Annotated in this window: 19 protein-coding genes; 18 read left to right on the forward strand and 1 reads right to left on the reverse strand. The window is 54.8% G+C overall.

The window, feature by feature from the left end; genetic code table 11:
- Position 1 precedes the first annotated feature (1 nt).
- From OCY70_RS05135 to OCY70_RS05160, 6 genes are read left to right on the forward strand one after another with little or no spacing between them, the layout of a single operon-like run.
- The gene (locus tag OCY70_RS05135) at positions 2–463 is read left to right on the forward strand and encodes a chemotaxis protein CheW (protein ID WP_213429490.1); all 462 of its coding nucleotides are present in this window, start codon (positions 2–4) and stop codon (positions 461–463) included.
- A 37-nt stretch (positions 464–500) separates the two neighbouring features.
- Positions 501–1,091 (forward strand): chemotaxis protein CheC, encoded by a 591-nt coding sequence (locus tag OCY70_RS05140; RefSeq protein WP_213429495.1) that lies wholly within the window; start codon positions 501–503, stop codon positions 1,089–1,091.
- Positions 1,084–1,578, forward strand: a complete 495-nt coding sequence (locus OCY70_RS05145; protein WP_213429491.1) for a chemotaxis protein CheD — start codon at positions 1,084–1,086, stop codon at positions 1,576–1,578. The genes OCY70_RS05140 and OCY70_RS05145 overlap by 8 nt, the downstream gene beginning before the upstream one ends.
- Entirely contained in the window at positions 1,575–2,021 is a 447-nt protein-coding gene (locus tag OCY70_RS05150; protein ID WP_213429492.1) for a hypothetical protein, read from the forward strand. Before OCY70_RS05145 ends, OCY70_RS05150 begins: the two co-directional genes overlap by 4 nt.
- Positions 2,022–2,036: 15 nt before the next feature.
- Positions 2,037–2,822: a FliA/WhiG family RNA polymerase sigma factor gene (locus OCY70_RS05155; RefSeq protein ID WP_168180990.1), complete on the forward strand. Its 786-nt coding sequence runs from the start codon at positions 2,037–2,039 to the stop codon at positions 2,820–2,822.
- A gap of 56 nt (positions 2,823–2,878) precedes the next feature.
- Complete coding sequence (locus OCY70_RS05160; RefSeq protein WP_213429493.1) at positions 2,879–4,285, forward strand: DUF342 domain-containing protein; 1,407 nt, start codon at positions 2,879–2,881, stop codon at positions 4,283–4,285.
- Positions 4,286–4,732: 447 nt separating this feature from the next.
- On the opposite strand, the gene OCY70_RS05165 is transcribed toward OCY70_RS05160, so the two are convergent.
- The gene (locus tag OCY70_RS05165; protein ID WP_261944862.1) at positions 4,733–5,923 is read right to left on the reverse strand and encodes an IS4 family transposase; all 1,191 of its coding nucleotides are present in this window, start codon (positions 5,921–5,923) and stop codon (positions 4,733–4,735) included.
- Between the two features lie 471 nt (positions 5,924–6,394).
- Here OCY70_RS05165 and OCY70_RS05170 point away from each other — a divergent pair, with 471 nt between their 5' ends.
- The 12 genes from OCY70_RS05170 to proS all read left to right on the forward strand — a co-directional run bounded on the left by OCY70_RS05170 (position 6,395) and on the right by proS (position 16,962).
- Complete coding sequence (locus OCY70_RS05170) at positions 6,395–6,724, forward strand: hypothetical protein (protein WP_213426542.1); 330 nt, start codon at positions 6,395–6,397, stop codon at positions 6,722–6,724.
- 156 nt (positions 6,725–6,880) lie between these two features.
- Entirely contained in the window at positions 6,881–7,489 is a 609-nt protein-coding gene (locus tag OCY70_RS05175; protein ID WP_213426543.1) for a hypothetical protein, read from the forward strand.
- Positions 7,482–8,039 carry an endolytic transglycosylase MltG gene (locus OCY70_RS05180; protein ID WP_213426544.1) on the forward strand — a complete coding sequence of 186 codons (558 nt, stop codon included), beginning with the start codon at positions 7,482–7,484 and terminating at the stop codon, positions 8,037–8,039. Before OCY70_RS05175 ends, OCY70_RS05180 begins: the two co-directional genes overlap by 8 nt.
- 167 nt (positions 8,040–8,206) lie before the next feature.
- A complete protein-coding gene (rpsB, locus tag OCY70_RS05185; protein WP_168180995.1) occupies positions 8,207–8,905 on the forward strand; it encodes a 30S ribosomal protein S2 in 699 nt (232 codons plus the stop codon).
- 143 nt (positions 8,906–9,048) lie between these two features.
- The gene (tsf, locus tag OCY70_RS05190; RefSeq protein ID WP_213426545.1) at positions 9,049–9,702 is read left to right on the forward strand and encodes a translation elongation factor Ts; all 654 of its coding nucleotides are present in this window, start codon (positions 9,049–9,051) and stop codon (positions 9,700–9,702) included.
- Positions 9,703–9,820: 118 nt separating this feature from the next.
- Positions 9,821–10,549: a UMP kinase gene (gene pyrH / locus OCY70_RS05195; protein WP_006286753.1), complete on the forward strand. Its 729-nt coding sequence runs from the start codon at positions 9,821–9,823 to the stop codon at positions 10,547–10,549.
- Complete coding sequence (gene frr, locus OCY70_RS05200) at positions 10,549–11,103, forward strand: ribosome recycling factor (protein WP_213426546.1); 555 nt, start codon at positions 10,549–10,551, stop codon at positions 11,101–11,103. The genes pyrH and frr overlap by 1 nt, the downstream gene beginning before the upstream one ends.
- 103 nt (positions 11,104–11,206) lie before the next feature.
- The gene (locus tag OCY70_RS05205; protein ID WP_213426547.1) at positions 11,207–11,974 is read left to right on the forward strand and encodes an isoprenyl transferase; all 768 of its coding nucleotides are present in this window, start codon (positions 11,207–11,209) and stop codon (positions 11,972–11,974) included.
- An 18-nt stretch (positions 11,975–11,992) separates the two neighbouring features.
- Positions 11,993–12,790 carry a phosphatidate cytidylyltransferase gene (locus tag OCY70_RS05210; RefSeq protein WP_213426548.1) on the forward strand — a complete coding sequence of 266 codons (798 nt, stop codon included), beginning with the start codon at positions 11,993–11,995 and terminating at the stop codon, positions 12,788–12,790.
- Positions 12,791–12,856: 66 nt separating this feature from the next.
- Complete coding sequence (locus OCY70_RS05215) at positions 12,857–14,005, forward strand: 1-deoxy-D-xylulose-5-phosphate reductoisomerase (protein WP_213426549.1); 1,149 nt, start codon at positions 12,857–12,859, stop codon at positions 14,003–14,005.
- 163 nt (positions 14,006–14,168) lie between these two features.
- Positions 14,169–15,443 (forward strand): RIP metalloprotease RseP, encoded by a 1,275-nt coding sequence (gene rseP / locus OCY70_RS05220; RefSeq protein WP_213426550.1) that lies wholly within the window; start codon positions 14,169–14,171, stop codon positions 15,441–15,443.
- Between the two features lie 70 nt (positions 15,444–15,513).
- Positions 15,514–16,962 (forward strand): proline--tRNA ligase, encoded by a 1,449-nt coding sequence (gene proS / locus OCY70_RS05225; RefSeq protein WP_261944714.1) that lies wholly within the window; start codon positions 15,514–15,516, stop codon positions 16,960–16,962.
- Positions 16,963–17,019: the final 57 nt, after the last annotated feature.

Here is a 17,019-nt window from a genome sequence, read left to right on the forward strand (position 1 = left end):
CATGGCAGAGGATATGAAAGTCGTGGTCTTTATGTTGGGGACGGAAGAATATGGCGTCGAAGTGGAGAAAGTGAAGACGATTGAGCGGATGATGCCGATTACCCGCGTGCCGAAAACCTATGATTTCATCAAAGGAGTCATCAATCTGCGCGGGGTCGTCATTCCGGTCATCGATCTGCGCGGCCGCTTCGGCTTGCCGGAGGCGGAAGCGACCGATCAGACACGGATTATCATTGTGGCGCACAGCGATCTGGAAGTTGGCTTCATCGTCGACAATGCGAGCGACGTCATCGACATCAATGAGGAACACATTGAGCCGGCACCGGAAGTCGTGGGCGGCATTCAAGCGAAATATTTGCGCGGCGTAGCGAAAATCGGGGAGGACCGCCTTCTCATCATGCTCAATCTGGCCGAAGTGCTCAACAAAAGCGAAATTATCAAGCTTGAGCAGCTAGAGGCATAGCCCCGTGCATCTGTATGAACGTCTGGGCGCCTTCAAGATGGATGTCCTGAAGGAAGTGGGGAATATCGGCGCCGGCAATGCCGCCACGGCGCTGTCCCGCTTGCTGAACCGCACCATCGATATGAAGGTGCCTCAAGTGCGCCTGATGCCGTTTGATTGCATCGCCGACGAGGTCGGCGGGCCGGAGCAGGTGGTTATCGCGATTTATTTCCGGGTTGAGGGCGATGCGCCCGGCCATCTTTTCTTCATGTTCGATCCGGAGGCGGCGAAGATGCTGCTCTCCTATCTGGCAGCGGTGCCGTTGGAGGAAGGCGAATGGTTTTCGGAGATGGAGCTGTCGGCCTTGGGCGAGATCGGCAATATTTTGGCCGGTTCGTACTTGTCCTCGCTGGCGGACTTCACCCGCATGACGATGTCTCCGACGGTACCTCAGCTTGCGATTGATATGGCGGGAGCGGTGTTGAATTACGGCATACTTCAATACGGGGAAATGGGAGAAAGCGCGCTGCTCATCGATACGAAGTTTTTGGAAGGCTGCGACGAAGTGCAGGGCACCTTTTTCCTGATTCCCGATCCGGACTCTTTTTCGAAAATATTTGCCGCCTTGGGAGTGCCTTTACATGATTGAAGAGTCCACGATTGTCAAAGTAGGTATGGCCGATTTGAATGTATGCCGCATCGGAGCCATACGCACGACCGGGCTAGGTTCCTGTGTCGGATTTACGTTGTACGACCCCGTCGCCAAGATTGCGGGCATGGCTCATATTATGCTGCCCTCCTCGGCTATCGCGCGGGAAGGTACGGTCAATATCGCCAAATATGCCGATACGGCCGTGCCCGAACTGCTGCGGCGCATGGAAGCCGAAGGGGCCAGGCAGGCGAGACTGCAGGCCAAAATGGCGGGCGGAGCCCAGATGTTCGCTTTTGCCTCCAACAATGAAATGATGCGAATCGGTCCGCGCAATGTGGAAATTTGCAAACAGCTGCTGGAGCAATACGGCATTCCGTTGTTGGCGGAGGATACGGGCGGATCATACGGGCGAACGATTGAATTGCGCTGTGATGACGGCGTGCTCCATATTCGAAGCGTACAACAGGGAGTAAAGGAATTATGACGATGAGAGGAACGATTCGTTGGAATTTCATAGTCGGTATCGTCGGATTTGTCATCACTTTATTACTTTCTTGGAGCAGCAATTTGTGGACAACCAGTCTGATTCGCGCGGCGATCGCGTTTGCCGCCTGGTTCGCGCTTGGCTTCGCGATCCGCTTCGCGGCGGGCGTGCTGGGCATGCCTGACGCCCAGGCGGCTCCGGCGGCGCCGGTGCCGCCGGACGGGGAGGACAAAGGGAATCTGGTCGATATGACGACGCCGGATGAGAGCGATATGCTCCACGACATGCTGCGAACGATGTCCAACGAGGAGAAGCCAACCGAGCGGGAAGACGATGACGGAACAGCATTTCAACCGTTAAACCCGCCCAAGCTCGTGACCAAAGAACCGCTGCCGGATGCGGGGCAATTGGCACAAGCTGTTCGTCACCTGACACAAAAGTAAGGAGGCTGACTGTCGGTGAGCGTTCAGAAAATCAAACCGTGCTCTCATTATGAGCTTTGGGAACAGTGGAAGGATAATGGGGATGTCGAGGCGAAGAAACAACTTATCGAAATTCACTTGCCCATCGTCGAATTCGTAGCCAACAAGCTCGCCGCCGGGCTGCCCCGCAACGTCAGCAAGGACGATCTATCCAGCCACGGCGTCATGGGCCTGATCGACGCGATCGAGAAGTTCGACTACCAGCGCGGCCTCCAGTTCGAGACATACGCCTCCTGGCGCGTGCGCGGAGCTATTCTGGACGGTCTGCGTCAGGGCGATTGGGTGCCGCGTTCGGTGCGGGAGAAGGCGAAGAAAATCGAGGAAGCCTACCAGCAGCTGGAGCAGCGGTATTTGCGGTCCGTATCGGACAGTGAAATGAGTGAATATTTGAATGTAACCGAGCAAGAATTCCAGGGGATGCTGCATGACGTGAACATTATGTCCGTCTGCTCATTGGAGGACCCGATCCGCGAGGATGAATCCGAGACGCGCCTGTCCTTATTGGTGGATGAAAAGGCGAAGAACCCGGAAAGCAAAGTGAACGAGCACTACTTGAAGGAATCGCTTATCTATGGAATCGAGAAGCTGACCGAGAAGGAGCGGATGGTCATCTCGCTCTTCTATTACGAGGATCTGTCTCTGAGCGAGATCGCCGAAGTGATGTCGCTGTCTCCTTCCCGGATTTCCCAGCTTCATTCCAAAGCGATATTGCGTCTTCGAACGGCATTGGAAAAGCATAAGAGCATGCTGCTGGAAGCGTAAAATGACAACTAGAGGGGCACGAAGGCAAACCGATAAAACCGAAAGGGGGATTTTTCGTGAGTACGGCAGTGGCTTTGGAAGACTATGTAGAAGTTACGATTTCTGAAGACAAGCTATATGGCTATATTCAATTTGCCAAATTCGAGCCCGCGTTTCAATGCACTGCGGAACAACTGGAGACGTTGCTGCACAGCAATAACATACGTTTCGGCATTCAAACGCGGGTACTGCAGGAGATTGCTTCGAATCCGCAAGCCTTTGCGCGCGGCGCAACGATGATTGCTCATGGGAAGGCACCCGTAGACGGTGAAGACGGCTCAGTTCGTCTCCTGGTACGCACGGGCAAGCAGGATCACAAGCCGATTGAGCAGGAGGACGGAACGGTTAATCTGAAGGAAGTCAAGCAGCTTGATAATGTAAGAAAAGGACAGATGATTGCCCAGCGCATTCCGCCAACCGACGGCATCCCCGGCATCTCCGTGACGGGGGAGCCGATCAAGTCGAAGCGAGGACGCGACGCGAGATTCAAAATCGGGAAGAACGTCGTCGTCGATCCGGAAGAAAGAGCAATGTATTCCGCGATTGACGGCCTCGTCTCGCTCACGGACCGGGACAAGCTGAACGTCTTCCCGGTCTATGAAGTGAACGGGGATGTCGACTACCGGACAGGGAACATCGATTTTATCGGCACCATCGTGATTCGGGGCAATGTCCTGACCGGCTTTCGCGTCAAAGCGTCAGGCGATATCCGCGTGTACGGCGGCGTGGAAGGGGCCCAGATCGAGGCCGACGGCTGCGTCGAGATCAGCGGAGGCATCATTGCGGGGAATAAAGGCTGCGTCAAGGCGGGCACTCATGTAAAATGCACCTTCATCCAGGAAGCGAACGTCTATGCGGCGACTGATGTGATGGTCACGCAGAGCATAATGCATGCCACGATACGGGCAGGCAAGCAGGTCATCTGCCAAGGCACGAAAGGACTTATCGTCGGTGGCCTGATTCAAGCGGGAGAAAAGGTCATCGCCCGCACAATCGGCAACTCGATGTCCACCGCGACGACGATCGAGGTGGGCGTGCAGCCGGAGCTGCGGAACGAGCTGATGGAGCTTCGCCACAAATTCAAAATCAGCCTGGAAAATTTAGAGAAAACGGAGAAAGCGCTTCGCATATTGGATCAGATGGCGTCTGCAGGCCAACTGACGGGCGATAAATTGGCGATGCGGATCAAGCTGACTTCCACCAAGAAGCAGGCCGTGGAGCAGCAAGCGGAGATGCGGGAGCGCATGTTCGAGATTGAGAAGATGCTGGAAGACACCGCTTCGGCTTCGGTCGATGTGTTCAATGTGATATATGGCGGGGCCAAAATCGTAATCGGCCGCAACACGCGGTATGTGAAGGATGCCGCGAAGAGGGTCTCCTTCCGGATGCTTGACGGCGACATTACGATGTCTTCATATTTATAAGGGGTTAGCTCGGGAGCGTGTGACGCGGAGGCTTCGTCACTTGCGGTTCGTCTCGTCTTGCTCGCGGCCGCTCATGGCTGGCGTGATGACTGGTGTGATGACTGGTGTGATGACTGGCGTCGTGACTAGGGCCAAAATCCTGTCGAGCGAGAAGTCAATCCTGCATTTGTACAGCAATTTACGCCGATGAAACGGAGTTTCGAAGAAATTGCTGCTATTTTACATCTTTTTTACTCAAATTCTCTAGTTTATAAGCGATACGGTGAGAATTCCTGCATTTTTGCCACTAGCGTTGCATCGAGCGGTTAGTTCATAATCTAATTTCAATTAACATCAATATATGATATATATTTACATTTGCGATGTCCGCGCTAAGTCTAAAAAAGTCGAGCTGGAAACAGACCCTACGCGTTATCCATTATATGTAAAAATCGTTTTCGTTTGTCATTACGTCACAATCAGTCTCGGTTTCATCGACTTTGTTGCCTTTTTCGGACGTCTCCCATTTCGCTTTGGTCGACCTCTAGATGTTCGAGTCGGCTTGCGGTTGAGTGCAGCGATCAAATTTTCCCATGGTTTTTCCGCATAGATGCGAATCAACTGGAGGAGGTCCCATGTCGACTTTTTACAGTCCAGTGTTAATTTAATCAGCAAACAGAGAGCATACGCGATTAAAGCAATATACATTTGGTTCCAAATCGCTTCGGCCGTATAACCGTGGGGTTTTACCAATCGAATATGCTGCTTGACCCATTTAAAAAACAACTCAATATGCCAGCGATTTCGATAAATCTCGGCAATTTGATGTGCGGATAAGTCAAATCGATTCGTTACAATTCGATAGGTACGCCCTTGGTCATCCTTAAACTCAATCAAACGCAGAACCGCTGGCAGCTCCGGCATCGTCACATCAGCATCAAGGATAAACCCATTCTGCCTTTTGGGGAGGTCTCTTTTTCTGATGATCGTTAACCGGCTCTTTTGCTTGACGCGGCAAACAAATTTAATCTTATCCTCTACCCATTTCTGAAAATGGTCGTATACCTGGTATCCTCGGTCCATCACGTAGGTCGCATCTTTATCCACTGTAAATTCCAACACGACTTCATGATCGGCTACATCTTTGGTTGAAGCGACGATCTTGTCTGGATACATCGTTTTGGAGTCCGCAACGACCAAGGAGGTGTGCATCTTCACGCCATGGCTACTTTTGGAACAATAGGACCATTTCGCGAGAATGGGAGGTAGTGTAATTCCCGATGAATCGATTAGCTTGAGTTTCCCAATACCAGGCGTAATGCCGCGTTTCCCTTTTGTAAGTTGCTTGATTCGATCAATGAGCGAGAAAAAGAGCGTCTGAAGATACTCCATAGGCAGCCGTTTCAGCTTCCGCGATAGTTGAGAAGCGCTTATGCTCTTGAGACCCAGAAGATCTTGAAATTCAGGATTAGCCGCTACATGCTCTGACATGACTTTGTATGAGTCTCGTTGCTGAAGCTGTGCCTCTACAAATAAGAGTGTCGAAGAGCCGACAAACAGCTTTTGGGCCCGGTACTCCAATGACTCGTGTCGAGTAGAATGGACATGTAACCATTTTAGGCATTGACAAATGACGTTATGATTCGGTACGTTATCCATAAGAAATCTCCTTTGTTGAGGCGTTTTATGGATAACGTTAGGGTAACTCAACAATAGGAGATTTCTTTATTTTTGTCCATGAATATAGTTCAATAAGTTACAAATATAGAGACTTATGGGATAGAAATTTTCGTAAAAAGATTGATGCAACGCTAGTGCATTTTTGCAGGAATCCCGGCGCACTGTCAATGCGTTCCCCAATAAACTGCAGTTTTGCAGGATTTTTGAGCGACCCAGAGCGGCGCACGGCAGCGTATAGCCTCATATGGAGGCGAATGGCAGCCGTACGGCAACATATAGCGGCGTACAACAAACGCAAGGCAGCCTACGGCAGGGTATTGCTGCGTACGGCAGCGTATAGCGGCGTAAACCAGAGAGCGCCCAAAGTCGGGGGCTTCACAACCTCACTGTAAGTGCAAGTTCGTGTTGAGATGCGTTCCACGTCTATAGGGGGAAGGCTGGGGTGATGAGATGAATGTAAAGCCGGTAGAACTGCAAATCGCACTGACCCGGACGCAAGAGGCATCGGCGGTTCATCAACAGCAGCAGCAGCGGCCTGCTACCGAACAACTGCTCTTGAACGAGCAAGCGGAGAAGATGACGAAAAAGCGGCGCGAGCGCAACGAGCAAGTAGAAACTGCGCAGGAAGCCCGGATCCGGGATGAGGGCAAGCGCGACCAATCGCGCGCGGATGGCCCCGGCCCCGAGCCGGACCCGGCAGAGGAGGAGGCGGCAGCTCCTCCTGCGGCTGTTCCCGCAGAGCACCCTTACAAAGGAAAGCATATTGATTTCACGTGCTGAACCGGTAACGCTGACCGCCTTGTCGCACAAGGTGCCGCGTTGCCTTTTTTGCCGTGTTGGCGGCTATGGCGGGTGCGGGCGGAACAAGAGATGGACGCCCCGCATTCGCACGGGGCCGCGAACAGACTGAACGCAGCCGAAAAGGAGGTGCCCGCGATGGGGCCTTGGATCTATGTAGCGCTGCTGGGGGCGGTCCTTGTCGTGCTTGGCCTGCTCAGGCCGAGAACAGGGAACGACAGCACCGAGCTTCGGCGCAATATGGAGGAGACGCTTGAGCATTATATGCGAGAGCTGGAAACCGATAATGAGAAATTAATCAGCATGATTGAGCGGATGAAAAAAGAGGGGCAGATGACGGACGAGGCGCTGAGGAAGCGAATTGACCAGCTTGAGCAAAGATGGAGCCGAAGCGAGGAACGGCATGCGGCTCTGGAAGCGCGTGTGGCGGAGCAGCAGGCCGTCCGCTTGTGGAACGGACAGGATCCCGCGCCGCGGATGGAGGAAGCGGCGATGGCGGCAGCGCAGCATTCCATGCCGGCGGAAGCATCTATCCTTCCTCCGGAGGCGGAGCCCGTCCCGGATGCGGAAGCGCAAGCGGAATCCGGGACGCCGGAGCCTCCTTCGATCCGCAGCCGGTACCCGGAACTGTTCGCCCTGGCCGATGAGCGGGTGCCGGCGGGCCAGATTGCCGAGCGGCTGTCCATGCCGGTAGGCGAAGTTCAGCTTATTATCCAGCTTGGCATACAGGAGGGCGGCCGTGTTTAAAGATCGTCGGTTTCTTATCGGACTTGGCGCAGGGATAATTTGCGGCAGCGTGCTGCTTCAGCTGACGCTGATCGGCGAGCGTGCCGCCGATCCGCTGTCGGAGCCGGAACTGCGCAGACAGGCGGAACGGGCCGGTTATGAACTGATTCCGCGCGGCGCGATGGCGGACGGAACGGCTGAAGGCGGCGGCGCGGAACTGCCGCCAACGCCTGCAAGCAGCGGAACGCAACGTCAGGAGGAAGGCGCGGGGAAGAAGGCGGCCGGCGGCGACTCGGCGGCGAAGCCGGATTCATCCGCAGCGAAGAAGCAGGCACCTCCCCCTGCGGAGGTGAAGCAGGAGGCGAAGGTTAAGGTGGCCTACGGCAGCGGTTCCCGGGATATCGCCAAGCAGCTGGCCGAAGCGGGAATTGTGGAGAGCGCGGAGGAGTTCGAACGCTATGTAGCCAAGCAGCAGAAGCAAGGGAAGCTGCGGACGGGCACGTTCCGGTTCCCGGTTCCCTCCACGATGGAGGAAGCGCTGCGCATCCTGACGAGCAAGCCGAACGGCTAGCCTGCCAAAAGTGGTTGCAACTCATGGGTCATTATGGTATATTAGTTGACGGTGTTAAGAACACACGTCGATCAATTTCTGCAAGGGTGCTCTGTCTCATCGGCGGAGTCTTGGAGGAAGATGACATCGGCGGAGGACAAATAACCATATTGGGAGGTGCAGTGAAGATGGCAGTTATCTCCATGAAGCAGCTTTTGGAAGCTGGGGTACACTTCGGTCACCAGACTCGTCGTTGGAACCCGAAAATGGACAAATATATCTTCACCGAACGTAACGGCATTTACATTATTGACCTGCAAAAGACAGTGAAAAAAGTCGAGGAAGCTTACAACTTCGTAAAATCCCTCGCTGCTGAGAACGGGACAATCCTGTTCGTCGGCACGAAGAAGCAAGCTCAAGATTCCGTCAAGGAAGAAGCAGAGCGCTGCGGAATGTTCTACATCAACCAACGCTGGTTGGGCGGCACGCTCACGAACTTCCAGACGATTCAGAAGCGCATCGATCGCCTGAAGCAGCTGGAAGCGATGGAGCAAGACGGCACATTCGAAGTGCTTCCTAAGAAAGAAGTTATCTTGCTCCGCAAAGAGCAAGAGCGTCTGGAGAAATTCCTGGGCGGCATCAAAAACATGAAGGGCTTGCCAAGCGCTTTGTTCGTCATTGATCCTCGCAAAGAGCGCATCGCGGTGGCGGAAGCTCGCAAATTGGGCATCCCAATCGTAGGTATCGTTGACACGAACTGCGATCCGGACGAGATCGATTACGTTATCCCTGGTAACGATGATGCGATCCGCGCAGTCAAGCTGCTCACTTCGAAAATGGCGGACGCTATTGTCGAAGCGCATCAAGGCGAAGAAACATCCGCGTAATACAGCGTCTTACATTTGGATGAACAAATAAGGGTGGTTGGCAGGTGATTCACCTCTCACCGCCCTTTTTTTAAGCGGTACGATAAGCTTGAATCCGCCCGGCTTTACGCTGGGAGATATCTCATTGATGGAGGGAATTAGACATGGCAGTTAGTGCAGGTGCAGTTAAAGAATTGCGTGAAAAAACAGGCGCAGGCATGCTTGATTGCAAAAAAGCATTGGAGGAAGCAAACGGCGACCTGGAAAAAGCGGCTGAATTGCTTCGCGAGAAAGGCTTGGCGGCAGCAGCGAAAAAAGCGGGCCGCGTAGCTACGGAAGGCGTCGTTGAATCCTACATCCACGCTGGCGGACGCATCGGCGTGTTGGTAGAGATCAACTGTGAGACGGACTTCGTCGCGAAGACGGATCAATTCAAGGAATTCGCGCGCGACATCGCGATGCAAATCGCGGCGGCTTCGCCGAAATTCGTTCGCCGCGAAGAAGTTCCTCAGGAAGAGATCGAGAAAGAAAAAGAAATTTTGAAGGCGCAAGCGCTGAACGAAGGCAAGCCTGAAAAAATCGTTGAAAAAATGGTTGAAGGCCGCATCAACAAATACTTCGAAGAGTTCTGCTTGATGGAACAATCCTTCATCAAGGATCCGGACAAGACAATCGAGACGCTGCTGAACGAAAAAATCGCAGCGATCGGCGAGAACATTTCGATCCGCCGCTTTGTTCGTTATGAGCTGGGCGAAGGCTTGGAGAAAAAAGAAGATAACTTTGTTGAAGAAGTAATGGCGCAAGCGAACTTGAAGTAATCCTGGCCACAGGGCGCTTCCGTTCATAAGCTGCTAGCAATCAACAGACGCGCTGGAAAAGATGGAACACATAGTGTTCCTTCTTTTTTAGCACGTTGTCAAAAGTGGAGGGTAAACATTGAAAGAACCGGTTTTTAAACGCATCGTGCTAAAAGTAAGCGGGGAATCGCTGGCAGGTCAGGCAGGCTACGGGATCGAATCCGGTGTCATCAATTCCATTGCAGAACAGGTGAAGGAAGTTGTGGATCTTGGCGTTGAGGTTGCCATCGTATGCGGCGGGGGCAATATTTGGCGCGGCATCGCAGGCAGCGAAAAAGGGATTGACCGCGGCACGGCTGACTATATGGGGATGCTTGCCACGGTAATGAACGCACTTGCTTTGCAGGATGCGCTCGAGCAAATCGGCGTGCCGACGCGCGTGCAGACTTCGATTGCCATGCAGCAGATCGCTGAACCTTATATCCGGCGCCGGGCCATCCGCCACTTGGAGAAAGGGCGCGTCGTCATTTTTGCGGCAGGAACCGGGAATCCGTTCTTCTCGACGGATACGACCGCAGCTTTGCGTGCGGCAGAGATTGAAGCCGATGTCATCCTTATGGCGAAGAACAAGGTGGATGGCGTGTACTCTGCCGATCCGTTCAAAGACGAGACGGCGGAGAAATTCGAGCAATTGACTTACATGGAAGTGCTGAACCGCAATCTGGGCGTCATGGACTCGACCGCTTCTTCACTTTGCATGGATAACAACATTCCACTCATTGTGTTTGCGATGACTGAGAACGGCAACATCAAGCGAGTCGTGCTCGGTGAGAAGATTGGAACCATTGTAAAAGGGAGTGTAGACTAGTGCCACAATCGGTAAAGAAACACGCAGAAGAACGTATGGAAAAGGCAATTGCGGCTTTGAAGCGCGATCTGGCTACGCTGCGCGCCGGACGCGCATCCGCAGCGCTGCTTGACCGCATTCAAGTCGAATATTACGGCGCGATGACGCCAATCAATCAATTGGCGAACATCAGCACGCCGGATCCGCGCACGCTGGTGATCCAGCCTTGGGACAAGAGCTCGCTCGGAGAGATCGAGCGCGCGATCATGAAGTCGGATCTCGGCTTGACGCCGGCCAATGACGGCTCTATCATCCGCATCTCCATTCCGGCATTGACGCAGGAGCGCCGTGCGGAGCTTGTGAAGCAGACGAAGAAATTCGGCGAAGACGCGAAGGTCGCGATCCGCAACATCCGCCGCGACGCGAACGATGACATCAAGAAGCTGGAAAAAACCGATATTTCGGAAGATGAATCCCGCCGTCATCAGGAAGATATCCAGAAGACGACGGACAAATATATCGCGGAAGTCGATAAAGTATTGGCAGCAAAAGAAAAAGACATTATGGAAGTCTAATGAAGGCGCACCGCAATGTGCGACATCTTTATGCCCCTCCGCACGGTGGGGTTTATTGTCTTTTTCCGGTGCCGGTTCTTATCAACAGGTTGGAGGAGACCGAATGATTAAGCGATTCCAAGCGTGGATGCAGCGCAGGAAGGATAGACTGGGGCCTGAGCTGCTGCCGGACAATATCCCACAGCATGTGGCGATCATTATGGACGGCAACGGACGTTGGGCGAAGAACCGCGGATTGCCGCGTGTCGCAGGACACCATACGGGGATGAAAGCGGTGAAGCGCGCCACCATCGCTGCCAATGACATCGGAATCAAAATACTGACCCTGTACGCTTTTTCCACAGAGAACTGGGTGCGCCCGAAAGAAGAAGTGGACTTTCTGATGAAGCTTCCCCAAGAGTTCCTCGCCATTGAGCTCGACGAACTGGTGGAGAAGAACGTGCAAGTGCGCATGATGGGCTATCGGGACCGCCTTCCCAATCATACGCTTGCGGCGATGGAAGAAGCCGTGGAGAGAACGAAGAATAACACGGGACTCATTCTCAATTTTGCGTTGAATTACGGCGGAAAGCGGGAATTAATCGAAGGCTTCCGCGAGATTGCCCGGGACGTGGCTGCGGGCGCGGTACTGCCGGATGATATCGATGAGGAGCTGATCCATCATCATCTGTTGTCCAGCAGCTTGCCGGATCCGGATCTGCTGATTCGCACCAGCGGGGAACTGCGGCTGAGCAATTTCATGCTGTGGCAGCTGGCTTACAGCGAGCTGTGGTTTACCGATTTGTACTGGCCCGAGTTCACGGAACGGGATTTGAGGGAAGCCGTGCTGGAGTATCAGCGCCGAACCCGGAGATATGGCGGATTACAATAAGTTGGAGGAACATTCGTTATGAAACAGCGTATCGTTACGGGGCTTGCAGCCGGTATCGTATTCGGCGGACTGTGCGTCATGGGCGGCATGCCGTATGAACTGCTTCTTCTCGCATTGGCCCTGATTGGCTACTACGAGTATGCCCGCATGCATCATTCCCGGCCCTTCGATCTCACATCCATCATCGGCTATGCTGCGCTGCTTGCTGTGGCTGTGCCTTGGCAGCGCTGGTCCATCTCATGGCCGGTCTCGTTCGAGACGCTTCTATGGTTCAGCATGTTCATCCTGCTGTGCATGACCGTATTGACCAAAAACCGGGTGCCGATCGAGAATGCCGCCCAAATGTGGCTTGGGGCTTTCTATATCGGCATCGGATTCAAATATATGATGCTGACCCGAACTTCGATGGAGGAGGGCCTGTTCTGGACGCTGCTGCTCTTCGCGGCCATCTGGTCCTCCGATATCGGGGCTTATTTCACGGGACGAGCCCTAGGAAAGCATAAGCTGTGGCCCGCCATCAGTCCGAACAAGACGGTGGAAGGGGCGCTCGGCGGGATTGCGGCATCGATTATCGTGTCGTTCTTGTTCATACTCGCGCGTCCGGATCTTCTCGATTGGCGCACGGCGCTTGCGATCGGCGCTTCGGCGGCGGTCATCGGGCAGCTTGGCGATCTGATCCAGTCGGCCTACAAGCGGGTGCGCGGGGTGAAGGATTCAGGCACGATTCTGCCAGGGCACGGCGGCATCCTGGATCGCTGCGACAGCTGGATCGTCGTATTCCCGTTCGTTCATCTGATCGGGCTGCTGACTCTATAGCGCGGATGGCCGTACAGTCCGGGCAACGAGCCGAACATAAAAATTGATTGTAGATGAGGTGCAGGAATGAAACGGATTGCAGTGCTTGGATCGACAGGCTCGATCGGTACACAGACGCTGGACGTTGTCCGCCATCATGCGGAAGAGTTCACGGTTGAAGCCTTGGCGGCGGGGCGGAATGCGGAGTTAGTCGTTCAGCAGGCGAAGGAATTCCGGCCTCGCAAAATATCCGTTCAAGACCGGGAGACGGCGGAACGGATTCGCCACGATCTTCCCGCCGGAACGGAGCTCTATTACGGAGACGAGGGCCTGATTGAAGCGGCGGCTGCTTCGGAAGCCGATACCGTCATTACGGCGGTTGTCGGCAGCGTCGGGCTGGAGTCGACCTTGGCCGCGATCGCGGAAGGGAAGAGCATCGGCTTGGCGAACAAGGAGACGCTGGTGTCCGCCGGTCATCTGGTGACCGAGCTGGCTGATGAGAAGGGCGTGAGCATCCTGCCCGTGGACAGCGAGCATTCCGCCATCTTCCAGTGCTTGAACGGAGAACAGGCCGCGGATGTGCATTCGATTACGGTCACGGCCTCCGGCGGCAGCTTCCGCGATTATTCGCGGGACGATCTGGAGAACGTGACGCTGGAGCAGGCGTTGAACCATCCGAACTGGTCGATGGGCGCGAAGCTGACCGTCGACTCGGCGACGATGGCCAACAAGGGCCTGGAGGTGATCGAGGCGCATTGGCTGTTCCGAATGCCGTATGACCGCATTCATGTCCTGATTCATCCGGAAAGCATCATTCATTCCTTCGTGGAATATGTGGACGGCAGCATTATTGCCCAGTTGGGCGTGCCCGACATGCGAGTCCCGATCCAATACGCGCTGACGTATCCGCAGCGTCTGGACTGCCCTGTGGCCCGCCTTAATTTGGCGGAGATCGGCAAGCTTCATTTCCGTGACATGGATTTCGAACGCTTTCCGATGATGCGTTGGGCCTATGATTGCGGACGAGCCGGCGGAACGGCGACAACCGTGTTCAACGCCGCGAATGAAGTGGCCGTGGCTCGCTTCCGGGAAGGCGAGATCAAGTTCCTCGATATCGAGCGCATCGTGTACGAGGTGATTTCCGGACATGACCGCATCCCGCATCCTTCGCTTGAGGAGATTAAGGAAGCCGATCGGCGGGCGCGCGCGGAAGCGCGGCAAATTTTACGGCCTTGAGCGGCATCCGGTGGATTCTCTTGTGCGGGATCGGAGAATAATGATAATCTATAAGAGGTTGTTCAAAACGTCCGTTCTTCGAGTTCGGTGCCGAGAGCCGGTCTTTTTGAACATACGTTATAGGACAAGACCGCGACCCGAAACGTAAAGGAGGATGCATCGCGTGCAGATGGTACAGATTGTGATATTAACGATACTTGTCTTCTTCATCATCGTGACGATTCACGAGTGGGGACATTTTATCTTTGCAAAACGTGCGGGCATTCTCGTTCGAGAGTTCGCTATCGGGTTTGGTCCGAAAGTGTTCTCCCATACGCGCGGAGAGACCCGTTATACGCTCCGGCTGCTGCCGGTCGGCGGCTTCGTGCGGATGGCGGGGGAGGATCCGGACCTGGTGCAGATACAGCCCGGACAGATGATTGCCGTCCGGCTGAAGGACAATCAAGTCGTGAAGCTGTACCTCGATCAGCTCGATATGCGCAAGCAAGTCGTGCGCGGCGAAGTGAAGGAGATCGACCTGGAGCATGCGCTGAAGCTTACGATGGACGTGGAAGGGGAAGAAGTGACCTATGACGTTCATCCGCAAGCGAAAATGATCGTCAAAGGCGACGACACGCAAATTGCGCCTTATAACCGCCAGTTCGGCAGCAAGACGGTCGGGCAGCGCGCGCTCGCGATTTTCGCCGGGCCTTTCATGAACTTCGTTCTGGCGTTTATTCTGTTCGGAGCCTACATACAGATGGTCGGCATGCCGGTCGAGAACCCGTCTTATGTCAAGATTGGCGACGTGACACCGAATATGCCTGCGGCGGAAGCGAATTTGCAGAAGGGCGATATTATTGAAAAGGTGAACGATTTCGCCGTCGGCGGCAACCGGGACAAGATGATCGAGATCATCGAGAAATCGGAAGGCAAGCCGGTGGAGATGACGATTGTCCGGGGAGAAGAACGGTTCACCATCCGGCTGACGCCGGTGAAGGTGGAAGGCCAGGAAGGCGGCAAGGTTGGCATCGTGCCGGTATTCCCGACACGCAGCGCCACCATCGGGGAGACGTTCAAATATGCGGGCATATCCATGGTCGATACGACAGAGCGTATCTTTGAGGGCTTCCGCATGCTTATTTTTGGCCAGTTCAGTCTGGATGATCTGGGCGGACCGGTGCGCACGTTCGAAGTGACGGGACAGTTCGCGAAGCAGGGGATTGGCCAGCTCACCTTATGGACCGCTATACTTAGCCTGTATCTGGGCATATTCAACCTGCTGCCCATTCCGGCATTGGACGGAAGCCGCCTCATCTTTCTCGGCATCGAAGGACTTCGCGGCAAGCCCGTCGATCCGAACCGGGAGAGCATGGTCCACTTCGTCGGCTTCGCCATGCTGATGCTGCTGATGCTGGCGGTGACCTACAACGATATTTTGCGATTAGTAAAAGGTTGACTATCGGCACGATCATTGTTCGCAACATCATGGGCGATGGGGTTGTGTCTTCGGGAGGATTTTAACGGTTATGTCGAAACAGAAACAGTTCGTTACGGAAATTACGCCCCAGCAGGAGGATTTTTCCCGTTGGTATATTGACGTTATCAAAAAAGCGGAGCTGATGGACTACTCGCCAGTGCGCGGCTGCATCGTCTTCCGTCCGGACGGCTTTGAGATATGGGAGCATATCAAGGACGAGCTGGATCGCCGCTTCAAGGAGACGGGACACCGCAACGCGTACTTCCCGCTCTTCATTCCCGAGAGCTTTTTCCAGAAGGAGAAGGAGCATGTCGAAGGGTTCAACCCGGAGCTTCCATGGGTAACGGAAGCAGGCGGCGAGCAGCTGGAAGAGAAGCTGGCCATCCGTCCGACGTCCGAGACGATGATCGGGCATATGTATGCGAAGTGGATCCAATCGTACCGCGATCTCCCGGTGCTCATTAACCAATGGGCCAACGTCGTCCGCTGGGAGAAAAGAACGCTCCCGTTTTTGCGTACGAGCGAATTTCTGTGGCAGGAAGGCCATACGGCGCATGAGACCGAAGCGGAAGCGCGCGAAGAGACGATGCGCATGCTTACGATCTACCGCGAATTCGTCGAGGATTACTTGGCGATTCCGGTAATCGAAGGCCAGAAGACGCCATCCGAGAAATTTGCCGGCGCGGTGGATACCTTCTCCATCGAAGCGATGATGAAGGATGGGCGCGCCGTTCAGGCAGGGACATCCCACTATCTGGGGACGAACTTCTCCGTCGCGTTCGATATCCAATTCCTGGGGCGGGAGAACGAGCTTGAATATGCACATACGACATCGTGGGGCGTAAGCACCCGGCTTATCGGGTCGCTCATTATGGTGCATGGGGACGATCGGGGACTCGTCCTGCCGCCGAAGGTCGCCCCGACCCAAGTCATCATGATCCCGATCGGACCGGCGAAGCTGCGCGATCAAGTCGTCGGCCGCGCCGACGAGCTGTTCGCGGAATTGAAGCGGGCCGGCATCCGCGTCCGGATGGACGACCGCAGCGACATCAGCCCGGGCTGGAAGTTCAACGAGTATGAGATGCGCGGCGTTCCGGTCCGGCTTGAGATCGGACCGCGGGATATGGAGAACGGCGTGTGCGTGCTCGTGTCGCGCGTATCCGGCGAGAAGCGGATCGTGGAGCAGAGCAAGCTTGCCGAAGAAGTGAAGCGGATGCTGGACGACGTCCATCAGGAGATGTACGAGCGTGCGCTCCAGTTCCGGGACGACCACTTCTATTCGGTCGACACGATCGACGAGATGAAGACGCTGATGGAAGAGAAGCGCGGCTTCACGCTCGCCGGCTGGTGCGGCTCGGAAGCATGCGAGAAGCATGTCAAGGACGAGACCGGCGCCACAAGCCGCAATATCCCGTTCGCGGCGCAAGAGAGCAAGAAGACCTGCCTCGTATGCGGAGAAGAGGCGAAGCACACTGTCGTGTTCGCCCGCGCGTATTAAGCAGCGACAGATCCGTTCGCCGCAGCCTTTGCCACCCGGCGGGGCCAGGCGGACGGC

This window comes from Paenibacillus melissococcoides (assembly GCA_944800085.1).
GTDB lineage: Bacteria > Bacillota > Bacilli > Paenibacillales > Paenibacillaceae > Paenibacillus_B > Paenibacillus_B melissococcoides.

Excerpts from the sequence above, each read along its gene's own strand:
- rpsB (WP_168180995.1), top strand. The coding sequence starts at position 8,207 with ATGGCAGTTATCTCCATGAAGCAGCTTTTGGAAGCTGGGGTACACTTC.
- OCY70_RS05205 (WP_213426547.1), top strand. The coding sequence starts at position 11,207 with ATGATTAAGCGATTCCAAGCGTGGATGCAGCGCAGGAAGGATAGACTG.
- OCY70_RS05210 (WP_213426548.1), top strand. The coding sequence starts at position 11,993 with ATGAAACAGCGTATCGTTACGGGGCTTGCAGCCGGTATCGTATTCGGC.
- OCY70_RS05135 (WP_213429490.1), top strand. The coding sequence starts at position 2 with ATGGCAGAGGATATGAAAGTCGTGGTCTTTATGTTGGGGACGGAAGAA.
- proS (WP_261944714.1), top strand. The coding sequence starts at position 15,514 with ATGTCGAAACAGAAACAGTTCGTTACGGAAATTACGCCCCAGCAGGAG.
- OCY70_RS05150 (WP_213429492.1), top strand. The coding sequence starts at position 1,575 with ATGACGATGAGAGGAACGATTCGTTGGAATTTCATAGTCGGTATCGTC.
- OCY70_RS05215 (WP_213426549.1), top strand. The coding sequence starts at position 12,857 with ATGAAACGGATTGCAGTGCTTGGATCGACAGGCTCGATCGGTACACAG.
- OCY70_RS05165 (WP_261944862.1), bottom strand. The coding sequence starts at position 5,923 with ATGGATAACGTACCGAATCATAACGTCATTTGTCAATGCCTAAAATGG.
- OCY70_RS05145 (WP_213429491.1), top strand. The coding sequence starts at position 1,084 with ATGATTGAAGAGTCCACGATTGTCAAAGTAGGTATGGCCGATTTGAAT.
- tsf (WP_213426545.1), top strand. The coding sequence starts at position 9,049 with ATGGCAGTTAGTGCAGGTGCAGTTAAAGAATTGCGTGAAAAAACAGGC.
- OCY70_RS05140 (WP_213429495.1), top strand. The coding sequence starts at position 501 with ATGGATGTCCTGAAGGAAGTGGGGAATATCGGCGCCGGCAATGCCGCC.
- OCY70_RS05175 (WP_213426543.1), top strand. The coding sequence starts at position 6,881 with ATGGGGCCTTGGATCTATGTAGCGCTGCTGGGGGCGGTCCTTGTCGTG.
- OCY70_RS05170 (WP_213426542.1), top strand. The coding sequence starts at position 6,395 with ATGAATGTAAAGCCGGTAGAACTGCAAATCGCACTGACCCGGACGCAA.